Source organism: Neorhizobium petrolearium (genome assembly GCF_029854435.1).
GTDB lineage: Bacteria > Pseudomonadota > Alphaproteobacteria > Rhizobiales > Rhizobiaceae > Neorhizobium > Neorhizobium petrolearium.
In genome coordinates, this window is the sequence record NZ_CP123000.1 from 510,579 (window position 1) to 532,941 (window position 22,363).

Annotated in this window: 20 protein-coding genes; 8 read left to right on the plus strand and 12 right to left on the minus strand. The window is 61.3% G+C overall.

Going from position 1 to position 22,363, the window contains the following annotated elements; all coding sequences use genetic code 11:
• Window positions 1-15: 15 nt before the first annotated feature.
• From QEO92_RS02610 to QEO92_RS02625, 4 genes are all read left to right on the plus strand, one after another.
• Window positions 16-1,953 (plus strand): methyl-accepting chemotaxis protein, encoded by a 1,938-nt coding sequence (locus QEO92_RS02610; protein WP_227702062.1) that lies wholly within the window; start codon window positions 16-18, stop codon window positions 1,951-1,953.
• A 106-nt stretch (window positions 1,954-2,059) separates the two neighbouring features.
• On the plus strand, window positions 2,060-3,055 hold the full coding sequence (locus QEO92_RS02615; protein WP_227702063.1) for a DUF4424 domain-containing protein: 996 nt from the start codon (window positions 2,060-2,062) through the stop codon (window positions 3,053-3,055).
• Between the two features lie 65 nt (window positions 3,056-3,120).
• Window positions 3,121-3,741 carry a cytochrome b gene (locus QEO92_RS02620; RefSeq protein ID WP_227702064.1) on the plus strand — a complete coding sequence of 207 codons (621 nt, stop codon included), beginning with the start codon at window positions 3,121-3,123 and terminating at the stop codon, window positions 3,739-3,741.
• Entirely contained in the window at window positions 3,738-4,325 is a 588-nt protein-coding gene (locus QEO92_RS02625) for a YceI family protein (protein ID WP_227702065.1), read from the plus strand. Before QEO92_RS02620 ends, QEO92_RS02625 begins: the two co-directional genes overlap by 4 nt.
• A 12-nt stretch (window positions 4,326-4,337) precedes the next feature.
• On the opposite strand, the gene dxs is transcribed toward QEO92_RS02625, so the two are convergent.
• Together dxs and QEO92_RS02635 are read right to left on the minus strand one after the other, a co-directional pair.
• Entirely contained in the window at window positions 4,338-6,257 is a 1,920-nt protein-coding gene (gene dxs / locus QEO92_RS02630) for a 1-deoxy-D-xylulose-5-phosphate synthase (RefSeq protein WP_227702066.1), read from the minus strand.
• A gap of 102 nt (window positions 6,258-6,359) precedes the next feature.
• Entirely contained in the window at window positions 6,360-7,283 is a 924-nt protein-coding gene (locus tag QEO92_RS02635) for a pirin family protein (protein ID WP_227702067.1), read from the minus strand.
• Window positions 7,284-7,393: 110 nt separating this feature from the next.
• Here QEO92_RS02635 and QEO92_RS02640 point away from each other — a divergent pair, with 110 nt between their 5' ends.
• Together QEO92_RS02640 and QEO92_RS02645 are read left to right on the plus strand one after the other, a co-directional pair.
• Entirely contained in the window at window positions 7,394-7,684 is a 291-nt protein-coding gene (locus QEO92_RS02640) for a toxin-antitoxin system TumE family protein (protein ID WP_037158232.1), read from the plus strand.
• A complete protein-coding gene (locus QEO92_RS02645) occupies window positions 7,681-8,031 on the plus strand; it encodes an HVO_A0114 family putative DNA-binding protein (RefSeq protein ID WP_037158228.1) in 351 nt (116 codons plus the stop codon). The genes QEO92_RS02640 and QEO92_RS02645 overlap by 4 nt, the downstream gene beginning before the upstream one ends.
• Window positions 8,032-8,034: 3 nt before the next feature.
• Here QEO92_RS02645 and QEO92_RS02650 read toward each other — a convergent pair whose 3' ends face one another.
• The 5 genes from QEO92_RS02650 to QEO92_RS02670 all read right to left on the minus strand — a co-directional run bounded on the left by QEO92_RS02650 (window position 8,035) and on the right by QEO92_RS02670 (window position 12,963).
• On the minus strand, window positions 8,035-8,394 hold the full coding sequence (locus tag QEO92_RS02650; protein ID WP_037158225.1) for a DUF1850 domain-containing protein: 360 nt from the start codon (window positions 8,392-8,394) through the stop codon (window positions 8,035-8,037).
• Window positions 8,391-10,502: a TRAP transporter permease gene (locus tag QEO92_RS02655; protein WP_227702068.1), complete on the minus strand. Its 2,112-nt coding sequence runs from the start codon at window positions 10,500-10,502 to the stop codon at window positions 8,391-8,393. The genes QEO92_RS02650 and QEO92_RS02655 overlap by 4 nt, the downstream gene beginning before the upstream one ends.
• Window positions 10,503-10,679: 177 nt before the next feature.
• The gene (locus QEO92_RS02660) at window positions 10,680-11,615 is read right to left on the minus strand and encodes a TAXI family TRAP transporter solute-binding subunit (protein WP_227705071.1); all 936 of its coding nucleotides are present in this window, start codon (window positions 11,613-11,615) and stop codon (window positions 10,680-10,682) included.
• 158 nt (window positions 11,616-11,773) lie between these two features.
• Window positions 11,774-12,028 carry an exodeoxyribonuclease VII small subunit gene (locus tag QEO92_RS02665; protein ID WP_210049403.1) on the minus strand — a complete coding sequence of 85 codons (255 nt, stop codon included), beginning with the start codon at window positions 12,026-12,028 and terminating at the stop codon, window positions 11,774-11,776.
• Window positions 12,029-12,030: 2 nt separating this feature from the next.
• Entirely contained in the window at window positions 12,031-12,963 is a 933-nt protein-coding gene (locus QEO92_RS02670; protein WP_227702069.1) for a histone deacetylase family protein, read from the minus strand.
• A 148-nt stretch (window positions 12,964-13,111) separates the two neighbouring features.
• Between QEO92_RS02670 and QEO92_RS02675 the strand changes: the two genes are divergently transcribed.
• On the plus strand, window positions 13,112-13,510 hold the full coding sequence (locus tag QEO92_RS02675; RefSeq protein WP_037158199.1) for an acyl-CoA thioesterase: 399 nt from the start codon (window positions 13,112-13,114) through the stop codon (window positions 13,508-13,510).
• On the opposite strand, the gene QEO92_RS02680 is transcribed toward QEO92_RS02675, so the two are convergent.
• From QEO92_RS02680 to QEO92_RS02690, 3 genes are read right to left on the minus strand one after another with little or no spacing between them, the layout of a single operon-like run.
• Window positions 13,511-14,074: a biotin transporter BioY gene (locus QEO92_RS02680; protein ID WP_037158196.1), complete on the minus strand. Its 564-nt coding sequence runs from the start codon at window positions 14,072-14,074 to the stop codon at window positions 13,511-13,513.
• 27 nt (window positions 14,075-14,101) lie between these two features.
• The gene (locus QEO92_RS02685; protein WP_227702070.1) at window positions 14,102-14,707 is read right to left on the minus strand and encodes an energy-coupling factor transporter transmembrane component T family protein; all 606 of its coding nucleotides are present in this window, start codon (window positions 14,705-14,707) and stop codon (window positions 14,102-14,104) included.
• Window positions 14,704-15,381, minus strand: a complete 678-nt coding sequence (locus QEO92_RS02690) for an energy-coupling factor ABC transporter ATP-binding protein (protein ID WP_227702071.1) — start codon at window positions 15,379-15,381, stop codon at window positions 14,704-14,706. Before QEO92_RS02690 ends, QEO92_RS02685 begins: the two co-directional genes overlap by 4 nt.
• Window positions 15,382-15,489: 108 nt before the next feature.
• Here QEO92_RS02690 and QEO92_RS02695 point away from each other — a divergent pair, with 108 nt between their 5' ends.
• A complete protein-coding gene (locus QEO92_RS02695; RefSeq protein WP_227702072.1) occupies window positions 15,490-16,683 on the plus strand; it encodes a winged helix-turn-helix domain-containing protein in 1,194 nt (397 codons plus the stop codon).
• Window positions 16,684-16,852: 169 nt separating this feature from the next.
• Here QEO92_RS02695 and glgB read toward each other — a convergent pair whose 3' ends face one another.
• Both glgB and treS read right to left on the minus strand, forming a co-directional pair.
• Window positions 16,853-19,060 (minus strand): 1,4-alpha-glucan branching protein GlgB, encoded by a 2,208-nt coding sequence (gene glgB, locus QEO92_RS02700; protein WP_227702073.1) that lies wholly within the window; start codon window positions 19,058-19,060, stop codon window positions 16,853-16,855.
• Window positions 19,057-22,359, minus strand: coding sequence for a maltose alpha-D-glucosyltransferase (gene treS / locus QEO92_RS02705; protein ID WP_227702074.1), 3,303 nt, complete (start codon window positions 22,357-22,359; stop codon window positions 19,057-19,059). The genes glgB and treS overlap by 4 nt, the downstream gene beginning before the upstream one ends.
• Window positions 22,360-22,363: the final 4 nt, after the last annotated feature.

A 22,363-nucleotide genomic window follows, 5' to 3' on the forward strand; every position in this document is an offset into this window, starting at 1 on the left:
AAAGCGAAAGTAGTCATGTCACTTAAGAATCTCTCCCTCAATAAAAAGCTGATCACCACCTTCGTAGCTTTGATGTCCGTCTGCCTCCTGGCCTCAGCCGGTGTTTATTGGCAGGCCTTGAAATCCAGCCGTGCTTCGGCGCAGCAGGTCGCCTCGCAGACCATCCTGACCCAGGTGGAGAATGCGCTGGAAGCCATGCTGGAGCAGGCCGTGAACCAGCGCGGCTTCCTGCTCTTCAAGAGCGACAGCACCTATAATGACGTCTTCAACAATCGTGACAGGATGATCGCCGCGATCGATGCCGCCAGGACGGCGGCTGCCGGCATGCCCGACCTGATCGCTTCGCTGGACGAGATGCGGACGGCTGCGGATGTTTTCCATACCCAACTCACCGTACCGCAATTGGATGCGCGCAAGAACACCGACAAGCCGATCGATGAAGTGATCGAGATCGGCCGCAATCAGGCCAAAGGCCAGCTTGACGGCTTCCGCGATGCAGCGGCCAAGATCAAGAAGCAGGCACTGGCTCTGACGACCGGTTTGCAGGACGCCCAGGCTGGAGCGCATCGTGACCTGCTCCTCACGCTGCTGATCGGCGGCGGACTTGCCGGCCTCATCGCTGCCGGACTTGTCTGGGCTCTCTCCCGCGCCATCGTCACGCCGATCGTCGGCATGACCGAGGCCATGACCCAGCTTGCCGGTGGCAATAACGATATCGACGTGCCGGCTCTGGACCGCGGCGACGAGGTCGGTCGGATGGCCAAGGCCGTTGCCGTCTTCAAGGATGCGGCTATCGAAAAACTGCGTCTTGCTCACGATACGGACGCTTTGCGGGAGACTGCCGAGCGGGATCGTCTTGCCAATGATGCTCAGAAGGCTCGCGAAGCTGCCGAGATCGAGTTCGCCATGGACTCGCTTGCGACCGGCCTCGCGAACCTCGCCGATGGCGATGTCGCCTATCGCCTCGAAAAGCCCTTCGCGAGCCGCCTGGACCGGCTTCGCACCGATTTCAACCAGGCGCTCGACAAGCTGCAGGCAGCCCTTCGGGCGGTCGGCGAAAATGCGTCCGCCATCAGCGCCGGTTCCGCTGAAATCCGCGCCGCTGCCGATGACCTCGGCCGCCGCACGGAGCAGCAGGCCGCTTCCGTCGAAGAGACGGCGGCAGCACTTGAAGAGGTGACGACGACTGTAAAGGAATCCGCCCGCCGTGCCGAAGACGTTGGCCAGCGTGTCGAGCGTGCCCGTATCGGCGCGGAGAAATCGGGTGAGGTGGTTCGTCGCGCGGTCTCGGCGATGGAGCAGATCTCGAAATCTTCCGGCGAGATCATCAACATCATCAGCGTCATCGACGATATCGCCTTCCAGACCAACTTGCTTGCCCTGAATGCCGGCGTCGAGGCAGCCCGCGCAGGCGATGCAGGCAAGGGTTTTGCCGTTGTCGCTCAGGAGGTCCGCGAACTTGCGCAGCGCTCGGCCAATGCGGCAAAGGAGATCAAGTCGCTCATTACCACGTCCAGCCAGCAGGTGGATGCCGGCGTGGCTCTGGTTGGCGAGACCGGGGAAGCACTGGCGGCCATTGTAGGAGAGGTGCAGCAGATCAACGAGCACCTGCACGCGATCGTCATCTCCACCCGCGAGCAGTCCACGGGGCTGCAGGAGATCAATACTTCGGTCAACACCATGGATCAGGGCACTCAGCAGAATGCCGCCATGGTGGAACAGCAGACTGCAGCAAGCCACAAGCTCGCCCAGGAAGCCCAGGCCCTTGATGCCCTGCTTCGGCAGTTCAACGTCGGCGGTTCGCCTTCCGCTGCATCGCGTCCTGTCGCCGCATCGGCGGAAGCCCGTCCGGCCGCATCTCCGGCCAATGCGCTGCGCTCCACCGTCGCCAGAGCTTTTTCCGGCAAGGCGGCAAGCGTCGCTGCCGTGAAGGAAGAGTGGTCTGAATTCTGATCCTCCTTCGAACGATCTTTCAAGGCAGGCCGGAGAACTATCCGGCCTGCCTTCTCTTTTGGAGAATCCGGTCTATCTTTCAGCCTAAGAGACAGGAGGGGATCATATGCGCTGGACTTTGCTGATTGGCGGGTTGTTGCTCTCGGCACCCCAGGCACTCGCCAATGACTCGATGGCAGAGTTGGGGGCCGGCGGGCTGACCTACGTCCAGACTTCCGATGTCGCGATGGAGGAGGAAAATCTTTACATCTCCCGCGAAGAGGTGCTGGTCGACTACGTCTTCAGGAACACCGGCGACAAGGATATTGAAAGCGTCGTCGCCTTCCCGATGCCGGATATCGTCGGCAGTCTGGAAAGCGACATCGCCCTTGACGACGTCGAAAGTGACAATTTCCTCGGTTTTTCGGTCGTGCAGGATAGTAGGCAGATCAAGCCGGAACTGCAGCAGCGGGTGATCGCGGCCGGCATCGACCGCACCGATGAACTTCTCGCCCGTAACATTCCGCTTCTCCCCTATAGCGAAAAGACGTTCGCCGCGCTCAAGGGCCTGCCGGAGGACGTGAAGGCCGAGTGGATCGCCGAAGGTCTCATCTACGTGGATCGCTATGATGCGGGCCAGGGGTGGCAGGAGGACTTGCGGCCTGCCTGGACCCTTCGCTCCGTATATTGGTGGAAGACGATGTTTCCGGCCGGCAAACCGGTGCGCGTCAGCCACCGTTACAAGCCGAGCGTTGGCGGCACGGTGGCCATGAGTTTCATCGACCAGGGAAAGCCGGGCACGACTTATAAGGAGTATGTCGAACGCTATTGCATCGACGGCGCCTTCATGAAGACGGCGGCGAAGCTCGAGGCTGCGGCCAGCAGGTCGGGACCGAATTATACCGAGCAGTGGGTCTCCTATATCCTGACGACCGGCGCCAACTGGAGCGGCCCGATCGGCAAGTTCAAGCTGACGATCGACAAGGGCCAGCCGCAGGACTACGTCAGCTTTTGCGGCAGCGGGGTCAAGAAAACCGGTCCGACCACCTTCGAGATGAAGGCAGAGGATTTCTCTCCAGAAAAAGACCTGCACATCCTCTTCCTGGCGGCGGCAGACCGATAATCTCAGCGACTGTTGAAGCGGCGTGATCGTTCGCGATTTGCTGGGGCGCTCGTTGAGGAGGATGATTGAAGCATGAAATTTCCGGAAAGCCGGTCATGCGTCATCCTGCCGATCGTTACAATCCCCTTACGATCATCCTGCATTGGCTGATCGCCCTTATCATTCTCGGCCTGATCGTGCTTGGTTTCGTCATGACCCGGCCGTCCATCGATCCGGGCCTGCAATTCTCGCTTTTCCAGTGGCACAAGTCATTCGGCATCCTGGCGCTACTGCTTGCCGCAACCCGCCTCATCCATTCACTGGCGCTGGTTCGGGTGAGGCCGGCAACCGGCATGAGTCCGCTCGAACACCGCGCCGCAAAGATGATGCACCATGCGCTGTTGGTGCTCGCGGTTGCAGTTCCTCTGGCTGGTTGGATGATCGCTTCGGTCTCGCCCCTGGAAATTCCGACATTCGCCTTCAACCTCGTCGTCGTCCCGCATCTGCCGGTGCCGAAATCGGACGCGGCTGAAGCCTGGTGGACGACGGCCCACGCCGTGCTTGCCTATTCCACGCTGGCGCTGGTGTTCCTGCATTCAGGTGCCGCGCTTTACCACCATTATCGCCGGCACGACGATGTGCTGACCCGTATATTCGGAGGCCGGCGTCATCCAGTTAAAACATCCATCAGGGAGTGGCGGTCATGACCCGCAAGACAGTCTTGTTCACCGCATTGCTTTTCGCTGCGTCGTTTCCACAGGACGGCCAGTCGGCCGTCGAGGTTCCGAGCCTTGCCGAGGCCGCCGGTCGTTATGCCATTACGCCCGGTTCGAGCATCGCCTTCAGCGTCGGTCAGGTTGGCGGCGGCGGCATCAAGGGCAAGTTCGGCAAGTTTTCCGGCATCTTCAATCTGAAGGCCGGCGATCTTGCTCATTCCATGGTGAGTTTCGAGCTGAAGCCTGAAAGCGTCATGACCGGCCAGGATCGTATCGATGCCTTCCTGCGCTCGGGGGCGGTTTTCGATTCCAGTCAATTCGACACGATCTCGTTCCGCTCCGAACACGTGGAGCAGACGGGGCCGGATAGCGCCCGTATTACCGGCACGCTGACCGCCAAGGGACGCAGCATGTCGGAGAGTTTCGATGTGACGTTGACGGCATGGAACGGCCGCATGATCGCCTTCAACGTCAGCGGCAGGATCTTTCGTTCGCGCTATGCCATGGATGTCGGCACGCCGATCTATTCCAACGTCGTGCAGTTCGACATGATGATCAAGGGCGAGCGGAACTGAGGACCGGCGACGTCAGCCTGCGAAGCCGACGCCGATCCGGGTCTGGCCGAGCGCCTGGAACACGGTCGAGACGATTCCGGCGCGATCGAGGCCTGCCTTCGCATACATAACATCCGGGCTTGCCTGCTGCATCCAGATGTCCGGCAGAGCCAAGGAGCGGATTTTCAGCCCGCTGTCGAGCAGGCCCTCGGTGGCGAGAAACTGCAGCGTGTGGCTGCCGAAGCCGCCGACCGAACCTTCCTCGATCGTGATCAGCACTTCGTGGTGGCGGGCGAGCTGGCGGATCAGGTCGCGATCCAGAGGCTTTGCAAAGCGCGCATCCGCGACCGTCGTGAAGAGCCCCGCGGCATCGAGGTCCTCGGCTGCCAGCAGACAGTCCTTGAGCCGGGTGCCGAAGGAGAGCAGCGCTACCTTCGCACCCTGTTTCATGATCCGGCCCCTGCCGATCTCAAGAATCTGGCCACGCTCGGGCAGCTCGACACCGACACCTTCGCCACGCGGATAGCGGAAAGAAATCGGGCCTTCGTCATAGGCGGCGGCGGTGCGCACCATGTGTTTGAGCTCTGCCTCGTCGGCCGCCGCCATCACCACCATGCCAGGAAGCGTCGCAAGGAACGTCGTGTCGAACGAGCCCGCATGGGTCGGCCCGTCCGCGCCGACGAAACCGGCACGATCGATGGGAAAACGCACAGGCAGTCCCTGGATCGCCACGTCGTGGACGACCTGGTCGTAACCCCGCTGCAGGAAGGTGGAATAGAGCGCGCAGAACGGCTTGAAGCCTTCCGCCGCAAGGCCGGCCGCGAAAGTGACGGCATGCTGCTCGGCAATGCCGACGTCGAAGGTACGGGTGGGAAAGGCCTCCGCCAGCTTGTCGATGCCGGTGCCGTTCGGCATGGCGGCGGTAATCCCGACGATCTTATCGTCGAAGCCCGCCTCCTGCACCAGGGCATCGGCGAAAACACTGGTGTAGCTTGGTGCGTTCGGCTTCGATTTCGCCTGGGCGCCGGTGATGACGTCGAACTTGTTGACGCCGTGATATTTGTCGGCGGCCGCTTCCGCCGGCGCATAACCCTTGCCCTTTTGCGTGACGACATGGATCAGCACCGGGCCGCGGGCATTGTCGCGCACATTGCGCAGCACCGGCAACAGATGGTCGAAGGAATGTCCGTCGATCGGACCGATATGGTAGAAGCCCATTTCCTCGAACATGGTGCCGCCGGTCACGTAGCCGCGGGCATGCTCGACGGCCCGGGTGATCGCCTTATCGATTCCGTGGCCGAGATAGGCGGTCAGCTTCTTGCCGAGCTCGCGGAAACCCATATAGGTCCGGCCGGAAGCGAGCCGTGCCAGATAGGCGCTCATCGCACCCGTCGGGGGGGCGATTGACATGTCGTTGTCGTTGAGGATGACGATCAGCCGGGCATCGAGCGCGCCGGCATTGTTGAGCGCCTCATAGGCCATGCCGGCGGACATCGCGCCATCGCCGATGACGGCGATCACATTGCGCTTCGAGCCGGAAAGATCGGCGGCCACCGCCATGCCGAGGCCGGCCGAGATCGAGGTGGAGGAATGCGCTGCGCCGAACGGGTCGTATTCGCTTTCAGCCCTCCGCGTGAAGCCGGAAAGCCCGTTTTCCTGCCGCAAGGTGCGGATGCGGTCGCGCCGGCCGGTCAGGATCTTGTGCGGGTAGCACTGATGCCCGACATCGAAGATCAGCCGGTCGTCCGGCGTATTGAACACCTTGTGGATGGCGATCGTCAGTTCCACGACGCCGAGACCCGCGCCCAGATGCCCGCCGGTGCGCGACACGGCATCGATCATCTCGTCGCGCACTTCGCGTGCAAGCTGCGTCAGGTCGCGGTCATCGATTGCGCGAAGGTCGGAAGGAAGATTGACCTTGTCGAGCAACGGCGTGGAGGGCATTGATGTCACGGATTGTGGCCTTTTCTGCTCTTGTCCGGAAGTCTGTCCTTCCACAAGATGAGAAGAAAACAGGCTTTTTCAAGTTGTCCTATCACAGGTTTCTAATCGATTTTAGGCTGTGGGCAAGGGGACAAACTCTTCCTCGTCGCCCGGAACGATATCAAAGCGGCCCGTGCGCCATTCCTCCTTCGCCTTTTCGATCCTCTCTTTAGAGGAGGAGACGAAGTTCCACCAGATATAGCGCCTGGAATTGAGCGCCGCTCCGCCGAACAGCATCAGGTGACAGCCCTGAAGTCCCGCTTCCAGCGTGATCGCGTCGCCTGGCCGGAAGACGAGAAGCTGGTCAGCCGCGAAACGGTCGCCTGCGACGACGAGCTCGCCCGAGAGGATATAGACCGCCCGTTCCTCATGCGTGGCCGCGAAGGGAAAGCGTATACCGGCATCAAGCCACAGATCGACATAGAGCGTATCGGTAAAGGTCGAGACCGGCGAGGCGAGGCCTTCGAAGGCGCCGATCACCACGCGGCCTTTTATGCCGTCCGCATCGATCAGCGGCATCATCTCTTTGCCGGTGTGATCAAACGTCGGGTCGATCTCTTCCCTATTATCCGGCAGCGCCAGCCAGGTCTGCAGGCCGGAGACCGAATGCGGATGGCCGCGCAGGTTTTCCGGGGTGCGCTCCGAATGCACGATGCCGCGGCCGGCGGTCATCAGGTTGATGTCGCCCGGGCGGATGACGAGTTCCGTGCCCAAACTGTCGCGATGCTTGATTTCGCCGTCGAAGAGATAGGTGACGGTGGAAAGCCCGATATGCGGATGCGGCTTGACGTCCAGCGCCTCGTCAGCGCGAAGCAGAGCCGGTCCCATCCGGTCGAAGAAGATGAACGGCCCGACCAGCCTCCGCTGACGGCTCGGCAGTGCGCGCCGTACGGCAAAGCCGCCGATATCGCTGGTGCGCGGGATGATCAGGTTTTCGATCGCATCGCAGGCGAAAGCATCACCCGCGACCGGGTCTTTTCCGGGAAAGAAGGACATGGCTAGTCTCCATCTGATGTGAATGGAATCTAGCGTGGAAGCGGGACTACAAACAACCGTATCTCCTATGACGATTGACGTCATATGGCATTGTATGTCATAAGCCTTCTATGAAAGCTGAGAGGATCATCCGTGAACGCATCGTCTTTGGCGACGGAGCGATTTTGGAGATCAGGGTTTGGCGGGTGCCGAAGAAGGTGCCGCCGTCAGAACATTTCTTGAAATATTCCCTGTTCTACGGTCGTCCCGGCGAGCGGCTAGTCGGTTACGATAACGAGCGTGGCAAGGGTGATCACCGACACCATGGCAGTCGGGAGGAAGGTTATCAATTTGTCTCGATCGAGCAATTGCTGGCGGATTTCCGCCGGGATGTCGAGGTGCTGAGAGGAGAGAAGATATGAGCAAGGATATCGAACTGCATATCGGCGGCTCCTTTGATAATGTCGCAAAACGCGTAGCGGATGCCTGGCATCGGGCGGAGAGAGGCGAGGCGGTCTCGGAAGATCACCTGACCTTTGTCACTTGGGATGCTTTCTCCAGTGCGATGACCGGCAAGCGGCTGGAGCTGCTGCGTTATTTGCATGAGCATCCGCAGGTAAGCGTGGCGGCTCTGGCACGAGCCCTTGGCCGGGATTACCGGCGCGTCCATGAAGATGTGGAAATCTTGGGCCGGGCTGGTCTGATTGAGCAGGATGAAACCGGATTGCATGCTGGTTACGACGAAATCCGTACTGTTATTTCCCTTTGATTATCAGGGGCACCCGCTCAGCACCACCTCATCCCCCGCCTTCGCCCCCAGTTCCATGCATCCACCTTCATGGCAGAGCCGCCATGCGCTGGGCGTCATGCCCGACGCAGCGAGCGAGACGCGCTTCTGCGGCGCCAGCGCCGGGTGCCAGACCCACCACCCATCACGAAGGATTGCATCCGGGCCGGGCTCCATGCCGGCGCCGGAGCCCTTGACGGCGGCCTCGCGGATTTCAAGCCCCTTGTCCGTCACGGCCCAGGTCTCGCGCCATTCGGTCTTCTGTACCGAATGCGTCCAGGAGAGCGAAAAGAGCGACGCGGCGAGCGCTGTTACTTTGCCGCCCGCCAGGATGCAGAGGCTCATGACAACGCAGGAGCGGCGGGGGCGTTGCGGTTCCGCCACCAGTGCTGTGCGACGAGGACGATGCCGATCGCCCATCCGAGTTCATCGGTCCAGGGAAGCGCCATCACGAGGCTCGCGCCGGCGGCAAAGGCAAGGAGCCTCTCCCAGATCACCATGCGGGCGAACAGGAAACCGACGACGGCCGTTCCCCAAAGTGCGATGCCGAAGCAGGCTTTCAGGAAGAGATAAGCCACCTCGACCGGATAGCCCCATGCGGCGGCAATGGCTCCCGGATCCTGCAGCATCAAAGCCGGCGTATAGACGGCCATGAAAGGCACGACGAAGCCGGACGTTGCCAGTTTCGAAGCCTCGATGGATATCTTCAGGCCGGATGTCTTGGCCATCGGCGCGGCCGCGAAACAGGCGAGTGCCACAGGTGGGGTGAGGTCCGCCATGATGCCGAAATAGAAGACGAACATGTGGCTGACGATCAGCGGCACGCCGAGTTCGAGCAGGGCGGGGCCAGCAAGCGACGACGTGATGATGTAGTTCGGAATGGTCGGAATGCCCATGCCAAGGATGAGGCAGGTGATCATTGTCAGCACCAGCGACAGGAAGAGGTGCTGTTCGCCGATGCGGATGATCGCGCCGATGAAAGTCGATGCGATGCCGGTCAGTGTCAGCGTGCCGATGACGATTCCGACGATGGCGCAGGCAATCCCGACCGGAAGTGCATTCTTGGCGCCTTCAGCCATGGCGTCGCGGCAGAGGGCAAGCGTCTCCCGACCGCCCTTCGCGAAAATGCAGCCCGCGATGAGCGCCAGGATGACGATTGCCAGGAAATTCACCCCGTAGCGCAGGAATGACGCCGCGGCGAGACCGAGCAGGACCCAGAAGACGAGGCGGAAGGCGAATGGCCCGATGCTTGCCGCCAGCGGCATGCCGAGGACGAGAACCGCAACCAGGGCCAACCCCATCGTGCCGGCGAAGATCGGTGTATAGCCGGCGAAGAGAAGATAGACCAGCGCGGCGAGCGGCAGGATGAGCGGCCAGTGTTCCTTCACAGCCGCCCAGGGGTTCGGCAATTCGGCCCTGTTCATGCCTTTGAGGCCGGCTTTGCCGGCTTCGAGGAAAACCATCCAGAAACAGGCGCCGAAATAAAGGATCGCTGGGATGACCGCCGCCTTGACGATCTCCGCATAGGAGACGTTCAGCGTTTCGGCCATGATGAAGGCGACCGCGCCCATGACAGGCGGCATGATCTGTCCGCCCATGGAAGAAGTCGCCTCCACGCCGCCGGCAAAGGCCGAACGGAAACCGAAGCGCTTCATCAGCGGAATGGTGAACTGGCCGGAAGCAACGACGTTGGCGACACCGGAGCCGGAGATCGTACCCATCAGCGCCGACGACATGACGCAGACCTGGGCAGGTCCGCCGCGCCACGTACCTACGAGGCCGAGGGCGAAATCATTGAATAGGTTGAGCATGCCCGCCTTTTCCAGGAAGGCGGCAAATACGACGAAGATGAAGATATAGGCGGCGGAAACGTAGATCGGCGTGCCGTATATGCCCTCGGTACCGTAGGCGAAATTCTCGATGATCTGCTCGAAATCGTAGCCGCGATGCACGAAGGGGCCGGGCATGTACTGGCCGAAGAAGCAATAGGCCAGGAAAATGGCGGCGATGATCGTCAGCGGCAGTCCCATAAGGCGTCGCGCGCCTTCAAAGACGAGCACGATCAGCACGGTGCCGACGATCAGGTCCGGGGTGGTGAGAAATCCGCTTCTCTGGATCAGATCCTCATAGAATACCCAGTTGTAGACGCCGGTAAGGAAGCCGAGAACACCGAGCGCCCAGAACCATATTTTCCCGGCTGCGGTCTTGGCGACGAGATTGCCGAACAGCGCGAAACCTAGGAGAAGCAGGAAGGCCACGTGCATGGCGCGCACGATCTGGCTTGCAAGTGTACCATAGGCCGCGGTCCAGAGCTGGAAGAGTGTGAAGGCAAATGCGATCCAGAAGGCAAGGCGTCCAGTGATCCCTTCGCCGAAACCGGCCGGCAAGCCCTCGATCGCTTCTTCAGCCGAATGCGGCCCGTTCTGGTGCTGCGGTATTGTGGATTCGGACATCGTTACTCCGGAATTTCCGTTGCCCCTCACCCTCACCCTCTCCCTCCTCGCGGGGGGAGGGGACGTGCCCAGGGCCATCGAGGAGAGGTGGATGCGTTGCGGCATAAGTCCTTCTCCCCGCAGGCGGGGAGAAGGTGGTGACGACCGGATGAAGGGCTATGGCCCCTCAAGCCGAAATCACTTCATGAGGCCGATTTCCTTGTAATAGCGCTCGGCGCCGGGATGCAGCGGCACAGGCATGCCGTCGAGAGCCTTCTTCGGGTCGATCGCCTTGGCGGCGGCATGCGCGGCGGTCAGCTTCGGCAGGTTTTCAAAGAGCAGCTTCGTCAACTGGTAGGCGGTTTCGTCCGATACGCCCGAATGGGTGATGAGGAAGTTGCCGACGGCCGCAGTTTCCACCTCGGCGGTCTGGCCCTCATAGGTGCCGGCGGGAATGACGGCCGGAATATAGGGAGCGCCGATCTTCTCGACTTCCGCCTTCGGGATGGCCACGACATTGATTTTCAGTGATGTGGCGAGGTCGCGGATCGAGGCCACGCCGAGGCCGGCGGATTGAAGCGTCGCATCCAACTGGCGGTTCTTGATGAGTTCCACGGATTCGGCGAACGGCAGATATTCGGTCTTGCCGAGGTCCTTGTAGGACATGCCGGCGGCCTCGAAAATGGCGCGTGCATTGAGCTCGGTGCCGGATTTCGGAGCGCCCACGGAGAGGCTCTTGCCTTTGAGGTCGGCAAGCGTCTTCACGCCGGAATCGGCGCTCGCTACCACCTGGATATAGTTGGGATAGATGGCGGCGATGCCGCGCAGCTTGTCCAGCTTGCCGGGGAAACCGGCCTCGGTATTACCCTCCCATGCCGCCTGGACGGAATCGCCGAGCGAGAAGGCGATTTCGCCACGGCCTGCCTGCAAGAGGTTGAGGTTCTCGACAGATGCCTTGGTGGCCTGCACCTGCGTGCGGGCGTCCTTGATACCCTGGCCATAGATCTCCGAAAGCGCCACGCCGAGCGGATAGTAAACACCGGACGTTCCGCCGGTCAGCACGTTGATGAATTCTGCAGCTTTCGCGCCGGCCGCCGAAAAGGCCGTCGAAACGGCCAGTGTCGCGGCGAACATGAGATTGATTTTGCTGGATTTCACGCCAAACATCACGATTTGTTCCTCCCAAGGCAACCATTCGAATGGCAGCTATCATGGGGAGGCGGTCACGGTGCGTCAATCGCTTTGTGACCTGACCATGGCGGGGGTCGTACGACTTTCGTGGTAAATCGAGACTACTCGCCGTCGAGCGGCTCGACGCCCTGCGGCTTGCCGGCGCGGTCGAGGCGGATTTTCTCGATGCGGTTCTCGGCGGCGGTCAAAAGGGCCTCGCAATGCTTCTTCAGCGCTTCGCCGCGCTCGTAGATGGCGATGGATTCGTCGAGCGCCACGTCGCCGCGTTCCAGCCGTGCGACGATGCTTTCCAGTTCGGCGACGGCCTTTTCGAAGGAATAGCCGCTCACATCGATGGGTTCGTTGTTCTCGGTCATTCCTATCCTCTCATCAGTCTCATAATGTGCATGCCGGCCGATTCGGCCAGACCTTCAAGATCATATCCGCCCTCGAGCAGGCTGACGACCCGGTTGTTGGCATATTTGCCCGCAATCTCCATGACGCGTCCGGTTGCCCAGTCGAAATCATCGCCGACAAGGTTGATCTGCGCCAGCGGGTCACGGTGATGGGCATCGAAGCCGGCCGAGATGATGATGAAGTCCGGCCGGAAGTTCTCGAGCGCCGGAAGCACGCGGCTCTTGAAGGCGTCACGAAAATGCTCGCTGCCGTTGTTGGGTGAGAGCGGCGCATTGACCACATTATTCTTCTCGCCGGTTTCGTCCACGGCGCCGGTGCCGGGGTAAAGCGGCATCTGATGCGTGGAGCAGAACAGCACGGAGGGATCGTTCCAGAAGATGTCCTGCGTACCGTTGCCGTGATGCACGTCCCAGTCGACGATTGCGACCCGCTCGACCCCGTGCGTCCGCTGTGCATGGCGGGCGGCGATGGCGGCATTGTTGAACAGGCAGAAGCCCATCGCCTTGTCTTTTTCGGCGTGATGGCCGGGCGGACGCGCCGCGACGAAGGCATTGTCCACCTTGTCCGACATGACGTCGTCGACGGCGGCCATCGCCCCGCCGATGGCGGTCAGCGCGGCCTGCAGGCTTTTCGGACTGACATAGGTGTCCGCCTCGATCTGGCGAATGATGTCTTCTTCGGGGATTTCCCGCATGACGGCGCGAAGGTGTTCTTCCGGATGGGCGAGCAGAACCGCGTCCTCGTTGGCCTGCGGGGCCTCCCTGTGGTCAAGCCTGTCGAAATTCGGATGCTGAAGCGCGATCGCCAGGGATCGCAGCCGGTCGGCACGCTCGGGATGGCCTTCCGGAGTGCGATGTTCGAGGAAGATCTGGTGTTCGTAAAGGCGCGTGGTCATGGGGCGGCCTCTTGAGGTGCAATCCGGGGCGGACGATCTGGACATGGCGCAGATGCCGCTTTTTTTCAAGCCGCCTGCCTTCGTTCCGGTGCTTGTTTAGATTGAAGGAATGGTCTTACATGGCTAAGTTCTCAACTTAGAGGGTGTAGTGGTCAAGGATACGGTCAAATCGCAGGAATTCCGCGTGCCCTTCCGCGATGTGGACATGCATGGGGAAATGTTCCGGTCGGCCTATGTCGTGCGGGCAGAGGAGGCCGTCACGGAGTTCTGGCGCCGCCGCAAACTCCGCAAGGACGATCCGATCTTCACGGTGAGCAAGATCACCTGCACCTTCCACTCGCCGCTGAAGCTTGGCGATCTTGTGCATACCCATGTCGGCGTCAGCAAGATCGGCGGAAAGTCCGCAGGTTTTCTGGTGCATATGGTGCGGGAAGATCAGGCCGTGGCGGAAGCGGAGGTCGTGTTGACGGCTCATGATCCGCAAAGCAGAGAGCCGGTCGCTCTTCCCGAAGAGTTGCGGGATTGGTTCTATCAGTTCCTGGACTGATCAGACCCGTTGCGGCAGCAGCGGATAGCCGACCATGACTGCCCGGCCGGCAAAAGCCGCGATCAGCGCTTTAAGGACGTCGCCCGGAATGAAGGCGAGATCGCCCATGAAGGCGGTCGAAAGCCCGGTGCCCATGCCGTAGGCGAGATAGAGAATGCCCAACGCATGATCGACCACCACGCCGCCAAGCAGAGCGGCGAGGAAAAAGCCGGCGATCTGCACGATGCCGCTCTGCGAGCGGTCAACAAAGCGCTCGGAAAGATAACCGGTGACGATGGCTGCGAAGAACCAGCCGACGAGATAACCGGCGGTGGGTGAGGCGAAAGTGGCAAGGCCGCCACGCCCGCCGGAAAGCACCGGCAGGCCGATTGCGACGAGAAGCAGGACGAGAAGGACCGCGAAACCGCCCCTTTTGGCGCCCAGCACGACACCCGCCAGCATGACACCCAGCGACTGCGCGGTGATCGGCACCGCAATGAAGCCGAGCATGATCGGCGGAACTAGTCCAAGGGCGACGATGATGGCGGCGAACAGCGCAGCCAGAACAAGATCGCGAGTGCTCATGGTTTTCACCTCAACTTCGTGACGATGTCATTTTCGTGCCCGGATGCCGCGGGCGTCGATGGCGGCGGCGATCTCGTCGGCGTTTCTGAGCGTCAGGATGATCAAGGGCACCACGAGCGTCAATGGCCCCGGCCTCAACCCACGGGCGTAGTGTGCATCACGGATGGCCTGGTAGCGGTTCAGGATTTCCGGCACGAAACGGATCACAAGGCCGATCGAAAGGCCGATATCGGCCGCCCGAACAAGACCGATCCGTTCCAGTGGGCGGGCGGCCAGCGTGATCTCATCGATGAAATCTCCGATGTTCGTCGTCGCTGTGACGGCTGCGGCAAAAAGCGCCAGCCCAGTCAGCCGCAGGAGGACAACAAGCGCTTGCCCGGAGCTGTTGAGAAAGAGGGTAAAAACCGCAACGACCACGATCGTCAGCATGATCACCCGCAAACGAAGCCAGGATTGCCGCCATCCGAGCCTGAGCGAGGCGTAGGCACCTGCGCCGAGGATAGCGGCAACAGCAAGAAAAGCGGGCGCATCGATCAGGAACAGCAGGAAACTGATCGCCGCAAGCCCGAGGAGCTTTGCCCGCGGCGAAAGCCGGTGCAGGAACGTGTCGCCTTCGACATAGAGCGTCTTCATGCGGCGATTTCCCGGTATCGGGCAACAATTCCCCCAGGAAGTCCATCAGCAGCGAGCCGGCCCTCATGGAACAGCAGAACCCGGTCGAAATCGGCGATCAGCGAAAGATCATGGCTGATGACGATGATATTCTCGTCGAGGCCGCGGATCGTGCGTTCCACGAGATCGCGGTTCTTCAAATCGAGCTGATTGGTCGGTTCGTCCATGATGAGGATACCGGGCTCGGTGACGAGCACGGAGGCAAGGGCTGCGAGCTGCAATTCGCCGCCGGAAAGCTCGTGCGCCCGGCGTCCGGCGAGATGGCCGATGCCGAAACGGGCGAGAATGCCGTTGACGGCAGCCTCTATCGCCTGCTTCGGCAGTTTCCGCGGTTTGAGCCCGAGCGCGATATCCTCCTTCAGGATCGGCAGGATGATCTGGTTCTGCGGGTTCTGAAAGATGAAGCCGACGTCGGCCCGCACCTTCTCGCCGTCCTTCACTGTATCGAACCCGTTGACGACCACGCGTCCTGCGGATGGTGCTACCAGACCGTTGATCATGCGCGCGAACGTCGTCTTGCCGGAACCGTTGAGTCCGATCACGCCGATGCGCCGCTCGGTTAGCGAAAGCGTCAGCGGATGGAGCACGATACGTTCCTCGAAGCGCGCTTCTGCCTGTTCGAACCGGATATCCAAGCCTCATCCTCGCTTTTTCAGCGGTCTATAAACCGGATGATGGGCAAGGGGAATTCGGAACCAAACATGAACATTGAATATCAGGCGGCGGCATCCTAGTCTACCTTTATGGCGATTCTCATTCCGAATGATCAGGCTAGACACATCTTCCTCGAACGGCAGCGGCTTTCCGAGCCGCCCGGCCGCGCGCTCACCAAGCCAGGTCTCCTGCAGCTCATCGACGATCTGGGCTTCGTCCAGGTGGACAGTATCGCGACCGTCGAGCGCGCCCATCACATGATCCTGTTCTCGCGCAACCAGACCTACAAGCGGGAGCATCTGACCGCCCTTCTGGAAAAGGATCGTGACCTTTTCGAGCACTGGACACACGACGCGTCGATCATTCCGGCGCGTCTTTTCCGTTACTGGAAACATCGCTTCCGCCGTCGCGAACCGATCATCGCCGAGCGCTGGAAAAAATGGCATGGCGAAGGTTTCGACGCAGCCTTCGAAGAAACGTTTCAGCATATCGTCGCAAACGGTTCGATCATGTCGCGCGACATGAAGGTGGAGGACCACAAGTCCGGCGGCTGGTGGAACTGGCATCCGAACAAGACGGCGCTCGAATATTACTGGCATACCGGCAAGCTCGCGATCGCCGGCCGCGCCAACTTCCAGAAGATCTATGATCTGATGGAACGGGTTATCCCGCCGCACCACCATGAGCCGAACGTAAGCCATGAGGAATTCATCGACTGGGCCTGCCGCAGCGCGCTGAAGAGGCTGGGATTTGCCACATCCGGCGAGATCGCCGCCTTCTGGGATCTGGTGACGCCGGACGAGGCCAAGGACTGGGTGAAAAGCCATCGTGACGAACTGACGGAGGTGCTGATCGCCTCAGCCAACGGCGGAAAACCGCGACCCTCCTTCGCTTTCACCGGATTCCCCGACAACCTCGGCGATATTCCGGAGCCGCCGGCGCGCGTGCGGGTACTCAGCCCCTTCGATCCGCTCTTGCGCGATCGTGACCGCGCCCAGCGGCTCTTCAACTTCTTCTACCGCATTGAGGTTTTCGTGCCGGAGCCGAAGCGGCAGTACGGCTATTACGTCTTCCCGCTGCTTGAAGGCAACCGGATGATCGGGCGCATAGATATGAAGGCCGATCGCAAGACGGGTGCGCTGGACGTCAGGCGGTTGTGGCTGGAAAAGGGTGTGCGTCCGTCCTCCGGACGACTGGAAAAGCTGGAAGCTGAATTGCTGCGCATCGCGCGTTTCGCCGGCGTCGACAAGGTGACCTATCAGGACGGCTGGCGGGGGGAATAGAGGCCAGTCGATGCGGTTTATTTGGCCCCTCACCCTAACCCTCTCCCCGCAAGCGGGAGAGGGGACGTGCCTACGTCACGCTGAGGCGAAAGCGGCACGGCATATCCCTTCTCCCCGCCAGAACGGGGAGAAGGTGCCGGCAGGCGGATGAGGGGCAACGCCGGAGCGGCTACTGTTTCTGCCTTAAAAACACCGTCGCAAGCGGCGGCAGGACGAGCGATACGGAAAAGGCCTTGCCATGCGCCGGCTGGCGCTCCGTCCAGGCTTCCACCTGGCCGAAATTGGAGCCGCCGTAGATTGCAGCGTCAGTGTTCAGAACCACGTCCCAGCGCCCCTCCACAGGAACCCCGATCCGGTAGCCATGCCGCGGCAACGGCGTGAAGTTGGATGCGATCAGGATGTATGCGGAACGGTCCTCCGCGCTTCGCAACATGGCGTAGACGGAATTTTCCGCGTCGTCGGCCACGGCCCATTCGAAGCCTTCATGATGCAGGTCACCGAACTGCAGGGCAGGCTCCTGCGTGTAAAGCCTGTTCAGGTCGCCGACCAGCCGTTGGAGGCCCGCATGATCCGGCCGGTCGAGCAGGTCCCAGTGGACGGAGGCGTCATGGCTCCATTCCGTCTCCTGAGCGATCTCGCCGCCCATGAAGAGCAGTTTCTTGCCGGGATGACCCCACATGAAGCCGTAATAGGCGCGCAGGTTGGCGAGTTTCTGCCAATGGTCGCCCGGCATCTTGCCGAGCAGCGAGCCCTTGCCGTGCACCACCTCGTCGTGGGAAAGCGGCAGCATGAAGCGCTCGGAATAGGCGTAGATCATGCCGAAGGTCATCGCGTGGTGATGGTATTTGCGATAGACGGGATCGTCCTGCATGTAATGCAGCGTGTCATGCATCCAGCCCATGTTCCACTTGAAATCGAAGCCGAGGCCGCCTTCTTCCGGCTTCTTCGTCACATCCGGCCAGGCGGTCGATTCCTCGGCCACCATAAAGGCATGCGGGCAGCGATCATGGATGATGCTGTTCAGATGCTTTAGGAACTCGACCGTCTCGAGGTTCTCGCGCCCGCCATACCGGTTCGGGATCCATTCGCCCTCATTGCGGCTGTAGTCGCGGTAGAGCATGGAGGCGACCGCATCGACGCGCAGCCCGTCGATATGGAAATGCTCCAGCCATTCGAGCGCGCTGGCGATCAGAAACCCCTTCACCTCGTTGCGGCCGAGATTGTAGATCAGTGTATTCCAGTCCCTGTGAAATCCCTCCCTCGGGTCCTCATGCTCATAAAGAGCGGTGCCATCGAAGCGGGCAAGCCCCCAGACGTCGGTCGGGAAATGTGCCGGCACCCAGTCGAGGATGACGCCGATGCCCGCCTGATGGCAGCGATCGACGAAATAGGCAAAATCTTCCGGCGTGCCGTAGCGGCCGGTCGGCGCGAAGAGACCGAGCGGCTGATAACCCCAGGAGCCGCCAAAGGGATGTTCCATGATCGGCAGGAGCTCGATATGGGTGAAGCCGAGGCTTTCGGCATAGGGAACGAGCCGCTGGCTGAGCTCCACCCAGTCGAGCACCCGGTTACCCTCGTCGGTGATCCGCACCCACGAACCGGGATGCACTTCATAGACCGAGATGGCACCGTCGCCGATGAGGTCGGCGCGGCGGGCGCGCATCCATTCCTCGTCGGTCCAGCGGAAGGGTTTTGAGGAGGCGACGATCGAAGCGGTCGAAGGTGCGGCCTCGCTGGCGCGAGCGACGGGGTCTGCCTTCTGCGGCAGCAGATTGCCATGGGCGTCGATGATTTCGAACTTGTAGCGTTCGCCATGGGTGAGCCGGGGAACGAAAAGCTCCCAGATGCCGGCCTGAGGACGGAGCCGCATGGGGTGGCGGCGGCCGTCCCACGAATTGAAATCGCCGACGGCCGAGACGCGCCGGGCATTGGGCGCCCAGACCGCGAACCGTACACCCTCGACGCCGTCGACCTCCATCGGGATCGCTCCGAGCGTTCGTCCAAGCTCGTAATGGGTGCCCTGAGCGATGAGATGCAGGTCGAGATCGCCGAGCAGCGGAGCGAAGGAATAAGGGTCTTCCGTTTCCTGCACCGCGTCCGGCCATCGAATGCGGAAAAGATAGGGCGTAGTGCTGCCGGTCACGCCAGCGAACAATCCGCCCTCATGGATGGTTTCCAGTTCGGCCAGCACCTTGCTCGTATCTGCCTCCACGACCTGCACCGAAAGGGCCCCCGGCAGAAAGGCTCTCACGATGGTAAGGTCGCCGTACTGGTGGCGTCCGAGGATCGAGAAAGGATCGCCGTGCTGCCCTTCCACAAGGGCCTGCAAGCCCTCACGGACGGTACCGATCATCAGGTCGGAGCGCTCATATCTCATCGGGCGTTCTCCAGAAGTCTCGAGGCGATCGCCGAGAAGCCGGCAATTGGAAGCGGCAGCCAGTGCGGCCGACTGCGGACTTCATAGGCGATCTCGTAGGCCGCCTTTTCAAGGAGGAAGAGGTCGAGGATGCGGTCGCGGACCTCGTTGGATATCTTCAACGCGTCCGAACTTTCCGTGGCGTCGAAATAGGCCTGCAGAAAGGCGGGCTCGGCCATTTTGGTGAAACGGGCAACGAGCGCGTTGTGGCGGACATCATCCACTTCGCTCACAACCTCCCGATCGAGATCGGCAGAGGCCGCGAGATAACTGAGCGACCGCAGAAGCCCGGCGACGTCACGCAACGGATTGGCTTTGGCGCGGCGGTCGGAGAGATCGCGGGTCGGTTCGCCTTCGAAGTCGATGATATAGGCGTCGCCTTCCGCCACCAGAATCTGCCCGAGATGGAAATCGCCGTGATTGCGTGTCAGCAGCGTGCCGTCGATGGCTCCTGCAAGATGTTCTCCGAGCCGCAGAAGATCATTGCGGCGCTCCAGCAGCGACTTTGCCTCGGCGGCCAGGTCCGACTCCAGCGCTTCGATACTATCGGCAAGGATCGACAAGCTTTCGGAAATCCGTGTGGTCACCGCCTCGCGCGATTTGTCCGCATCAGCGGCGGTCGCCCAGACCGGCTTGAAATCCTCGTTGTCTGTTGGTTGCGCCAGTGCTACATGCAGTTCACCCAGCCGCCGGCCGATTTTGGCGACGAAGTCGGCGAGCGGCTTGAAATATTCGTCCGCCATGTCGCCGTCGATGCCGGTCACCATCACCTCATCGATCGAGCGGCGCAGGTTGCTGAGCATCCAGTTCCAGGCATCCCCCTGATTGCGGATGGCGCTCTGCACGATGATCAGCGTATATCGATTACCGTCCGGCGCGATGCGGGCCACCTCGCCGAGCAGCTGTGCCGTGTTCTTGTATCCGACATTGGTAAGGTAACGGGTCATCTCCACTTCAGGATGGATGCCCGGGAAGATGTGGCGGATGAGTTTTATCATCGCCATATCGCCAAGGATCAGGGAACTGTTGGATTGCTCAGCGGAGAGCCAGCGCACTTGCATGTCGTCGGCGACGCTCATGCAGTCGAGCTGGTCGGCACCTAAAAACTCCAGCGTTCCGGCACGTCCGGAGATCACCGACCGTTCACAGAGCCCGCGGATGACGCCGCGTGCCAGGCTCTCCATCGCGAAGCCGTCGGTCAGGAAGCCGACGCGGCGGCCCTGGCGGAGGCGGGCGAGAGCCAGCTGATGGGCGAGCGCCGTTGGCTGGCTGTCGTCCCAGGAGACGGCAAGCGGCAGCAGGTAGGTATCCTTGCGTCCGCTTAAGTCCGCCTCGAGTTCGCCAAGTAGGAGGTTGCTGGCGAAGGGAATCGGCGTTGCCGCAACGAGCGAGGCGCCCCGTAGCGTTTCACCCTTGGCGCCGAACCAGCGGCGCTTGCCGAGATAAGGTGGCAGCACCTCATTCGAAAGCGTATTCGAAAGGCGCGGCTCGTCGATCAATTCCTGCAGGTCGCGTCGCACGACCATCGTCACCATGTCCTGCATCTGCTCCGGCGGCTCGGTGCGCCAGACCGGACCATCCGCTTCCGCCGCGAGCTGGAACCAGAAGAAACCATAGGGCGGCAATGTCAGGAGATAGGTGAGCTGCCCGATAGGGGGAAAGGGCGACATGCCGGAAAGCTCGATCGGCACACGGCCGGCAAATTGCGCGAGGTCGAGTTCCACGGCCTGCGGCAGGCGTGAGAGATTGGCGACACAGAGGATCGTCTCGTCATCGTATTCGCGCAGATAGGCGAGGATTTTCCTGTTTCCGGGCGCCAGGAATTTCAGCGAACCACGGCCGAAGGCAGGGTGCTTGTTGCGCAGCGCCAGCATCCGCCGCGTCCAGTTGAGCAGCGAATGGGCGTCGGCACTCTGGGCCTCGACGTTCAGGGCTTCGTAGCCATAGAGCGGGTCCATGATCGGTGGCAGCACGAGCTTCGCCGGGTCGGCCTTGGAAAAGCCGCCATTGCGGTCCGGCGACCATTGCATCGGGGTCCTGACACCGTCGCGGTCGCCGAGATAGATGTTGTCGCCCATGCCGATCTCGTCCCCGTAATAGAGGACTGGTGTGCCGGGCATGGAAAGAAGCAGCCCGTTCATGAGCTCCACGCGCCTGCGGTCGCGTTCCATCAGCGGTGATAGGCGGCGACGGATGCCGAGATTGATACGCGCACGGCGGTCAGCGGCATAGATGTTCCAGAGATAGTCGCGTTCCTCGTCGGTCACCATTTCGAGCGTCAGCTCGTCATGGTTTCTGAGGAAGATCGCCCACTGGCAATTCTCCGGAATTTCCGGCGTCTGCCGCATGATGTCGGTGATCGGGAAGCGGTCTTCCTTGGCGATCGCCATGTACATGCGCGGCATCAGCGGGAAGTGGAAGGCCATGTGGCATTCGTCGCCATTGCCGAAATATTCGCTTGTATCCTCCGGCCATTGGTTCGCTTCGGCGAGCAGCATTCTGCCCGGATGGGTGGAATCGAGCGCGGCGCGGATCTTCTTCAGGACGTCGTGCGTCTCCGGCAGGTTCTCGTTGATCGTTCCTTCGCGCTCGACGAGGTAGGGGATCGCATCGAGCCGGAAGCCATCTATGCCGGTCTCCAGCCAGAAGCGCATGATGCCGAGCAGTTCTTCGAGCACCAGCGGATTGTCGAAGTTGAGGTCCGGCTGGTGCGAATAGAAACGGTGCCAGTAATAGGCCCCCGCGACCGGATCCCAGGTCCAGTTGGATTTCTCGGTGTCGAGGAAGATGATCCGCGTCTCCGGAAATTTGTGATCCGCGTCCGACCATACGTAGAAATCCCGTTCCGGCGACCCGGGCAGGGCATGCCGGGCCCTCTGGAACCAGGGATGCTGATCGGAAGTGTGGTTGATGACGAGTTCGATGATGACCCTGATACCCCGCTCGTGGGCTGCATCGACGAAGGCCTTGAACTCGTCCAGGGTGCCGTAATCCGGGCTGACATTCGCGTAGTCGGCAATGTCGTAGCCGTCGTCGCGGCGGGGGGAAGGAAAGAAAGGCAAAAGCCAGATCGCGTTGGCGCCGAGCGAGGCGATGTGGTCGAGCTTCTCGTGCAGGCCCTTGAAGTCGCCGATGCCGTCGCCGTTGGCGTCATAGAAGGACTTGATGTGGAGCTGGTAGATGATTGCGTCCTTGTACCACAGCGGGTCCGTCTCGTGGGGCTGGGCCTGGTTCTGGCCGCGAGTGGTCGTCATGTCCATTTTG

Excerpts from the sequence above, each read along its gene's own strand:
- QEO92_RS02680 (WP_037158196.1), bottom strand. The coding sequence starts at position 14,074 with ATGAGCACTCGCGATCTTGTTCTGGCTGCGCTGTTCGCCGCCATCATC.
- QEO92_RS02615 (WP_227702063.1), top strand. The coding sequence starts at position 2,060 with ATGCGCTGGACTTTGCTGATTGGCGGGTTGTTGCTCTCGGCACCCCAG.
- QEO92_RS02650 (WP_037158225.1), bottom strand. The coding sequence starts at position 8,394 with ATGAGCCTCTGCATCCTGGCGGGCGGCAAAGTAACAGCGCTCGCCGCG.
- QEO92_RS02640 (WP_037158232.1), top strand. The coding sequence starts at position 7,394 with ATGAAAGCTGAGAGGATCATCCGTGAACGCATCGTCTTTGGCGACGGA.
- glgB (WP_227702073.1), bottom strand. The coding sequence starts at position 19,060 with ATGAGATATGAGCGCTCCGACCTGATGATCGGTACCGTCCGTGAGGGC.
- treS (WP_227702074.1), bottom strand. The coding sequence starts at position 22,359 with ATGGACATGACGACCACTCGCGGCCAGAACCAGGCCCAGCCCCACGAG.
- QEO92_RS02685 (WP_227702070.1), bottom strand. The coding sequence starts at position 14,707 with ATGAAGACGCTCTATGTCGAAGGCGACACGTTCCTGCACCGGCTTTCG.
- QEO92_RS02610 (WP_227702062.1), top strand. The coding sequence starts at position 16 with ATGTCACTTAAGAATCTCTCCCTCAATAAAAAGCTGATCACCACCTTC.
- QEO92_RS02625 (WP_227702065.1), top strand. The coding sequence starts at position 3,738 with ATGACCCGCAAGACAGTCTTGTTCACCGCATTGCTTTTCGCTGCGTCG.
- QEO92_RS02655 (WP_227702068.1), bottom strand. The coding sequence starts at position 10,502 with ATGTCCGAATCCACAATACCGCAGCACCAGAACGGGCCGCATTCGGCT.
- QEO92_RS02645 (WP_037158228.1), top strand. The coding sequence starts at position 7,681 with ATGAGCAAGGATATCGAACTGCATATCGGCGGCTCCTTTGATAATGTC.
- QEO92_RS02635 (WP_227702067.1), bottom strand. The coding sequence starts at position 7,283 with ATGTCCTTCTTTCCCGGAAAAGACCCGGTCGCGGGTGATGCTTTCGCC.
- QEO92_RS02695 (WP_227702072.1), top strand. The coding sequence starts at position 15,490 with ATGGCGATTCTCATTCCGAATGATCAGGCTAGACACATCTTCCTCGAA.
- QEO92_RS02670 (WP_227702069.1), bottom strand. The coding sequence starts at position 12,963 with ATGACCACGCGCCTTTACGAACACCAGATCTTCCTCGAACATCGCACT.
- QEO92_RS02660 (WP_227705071.1), bottom strand. The coding sequence starts at position 11,615 with ATGTTCGCCGCGACACTGGCCGTTTCGACGGCCTTTTCGGCGGCCGGC.
- QEO92_RS02665 (WP_210049403.1), bottom strand. The coding sequence starts at position 12,028 with ATGACCGAGAACAACGAACCCATCGATGTGAGCGGCTATTCCTTCGAA.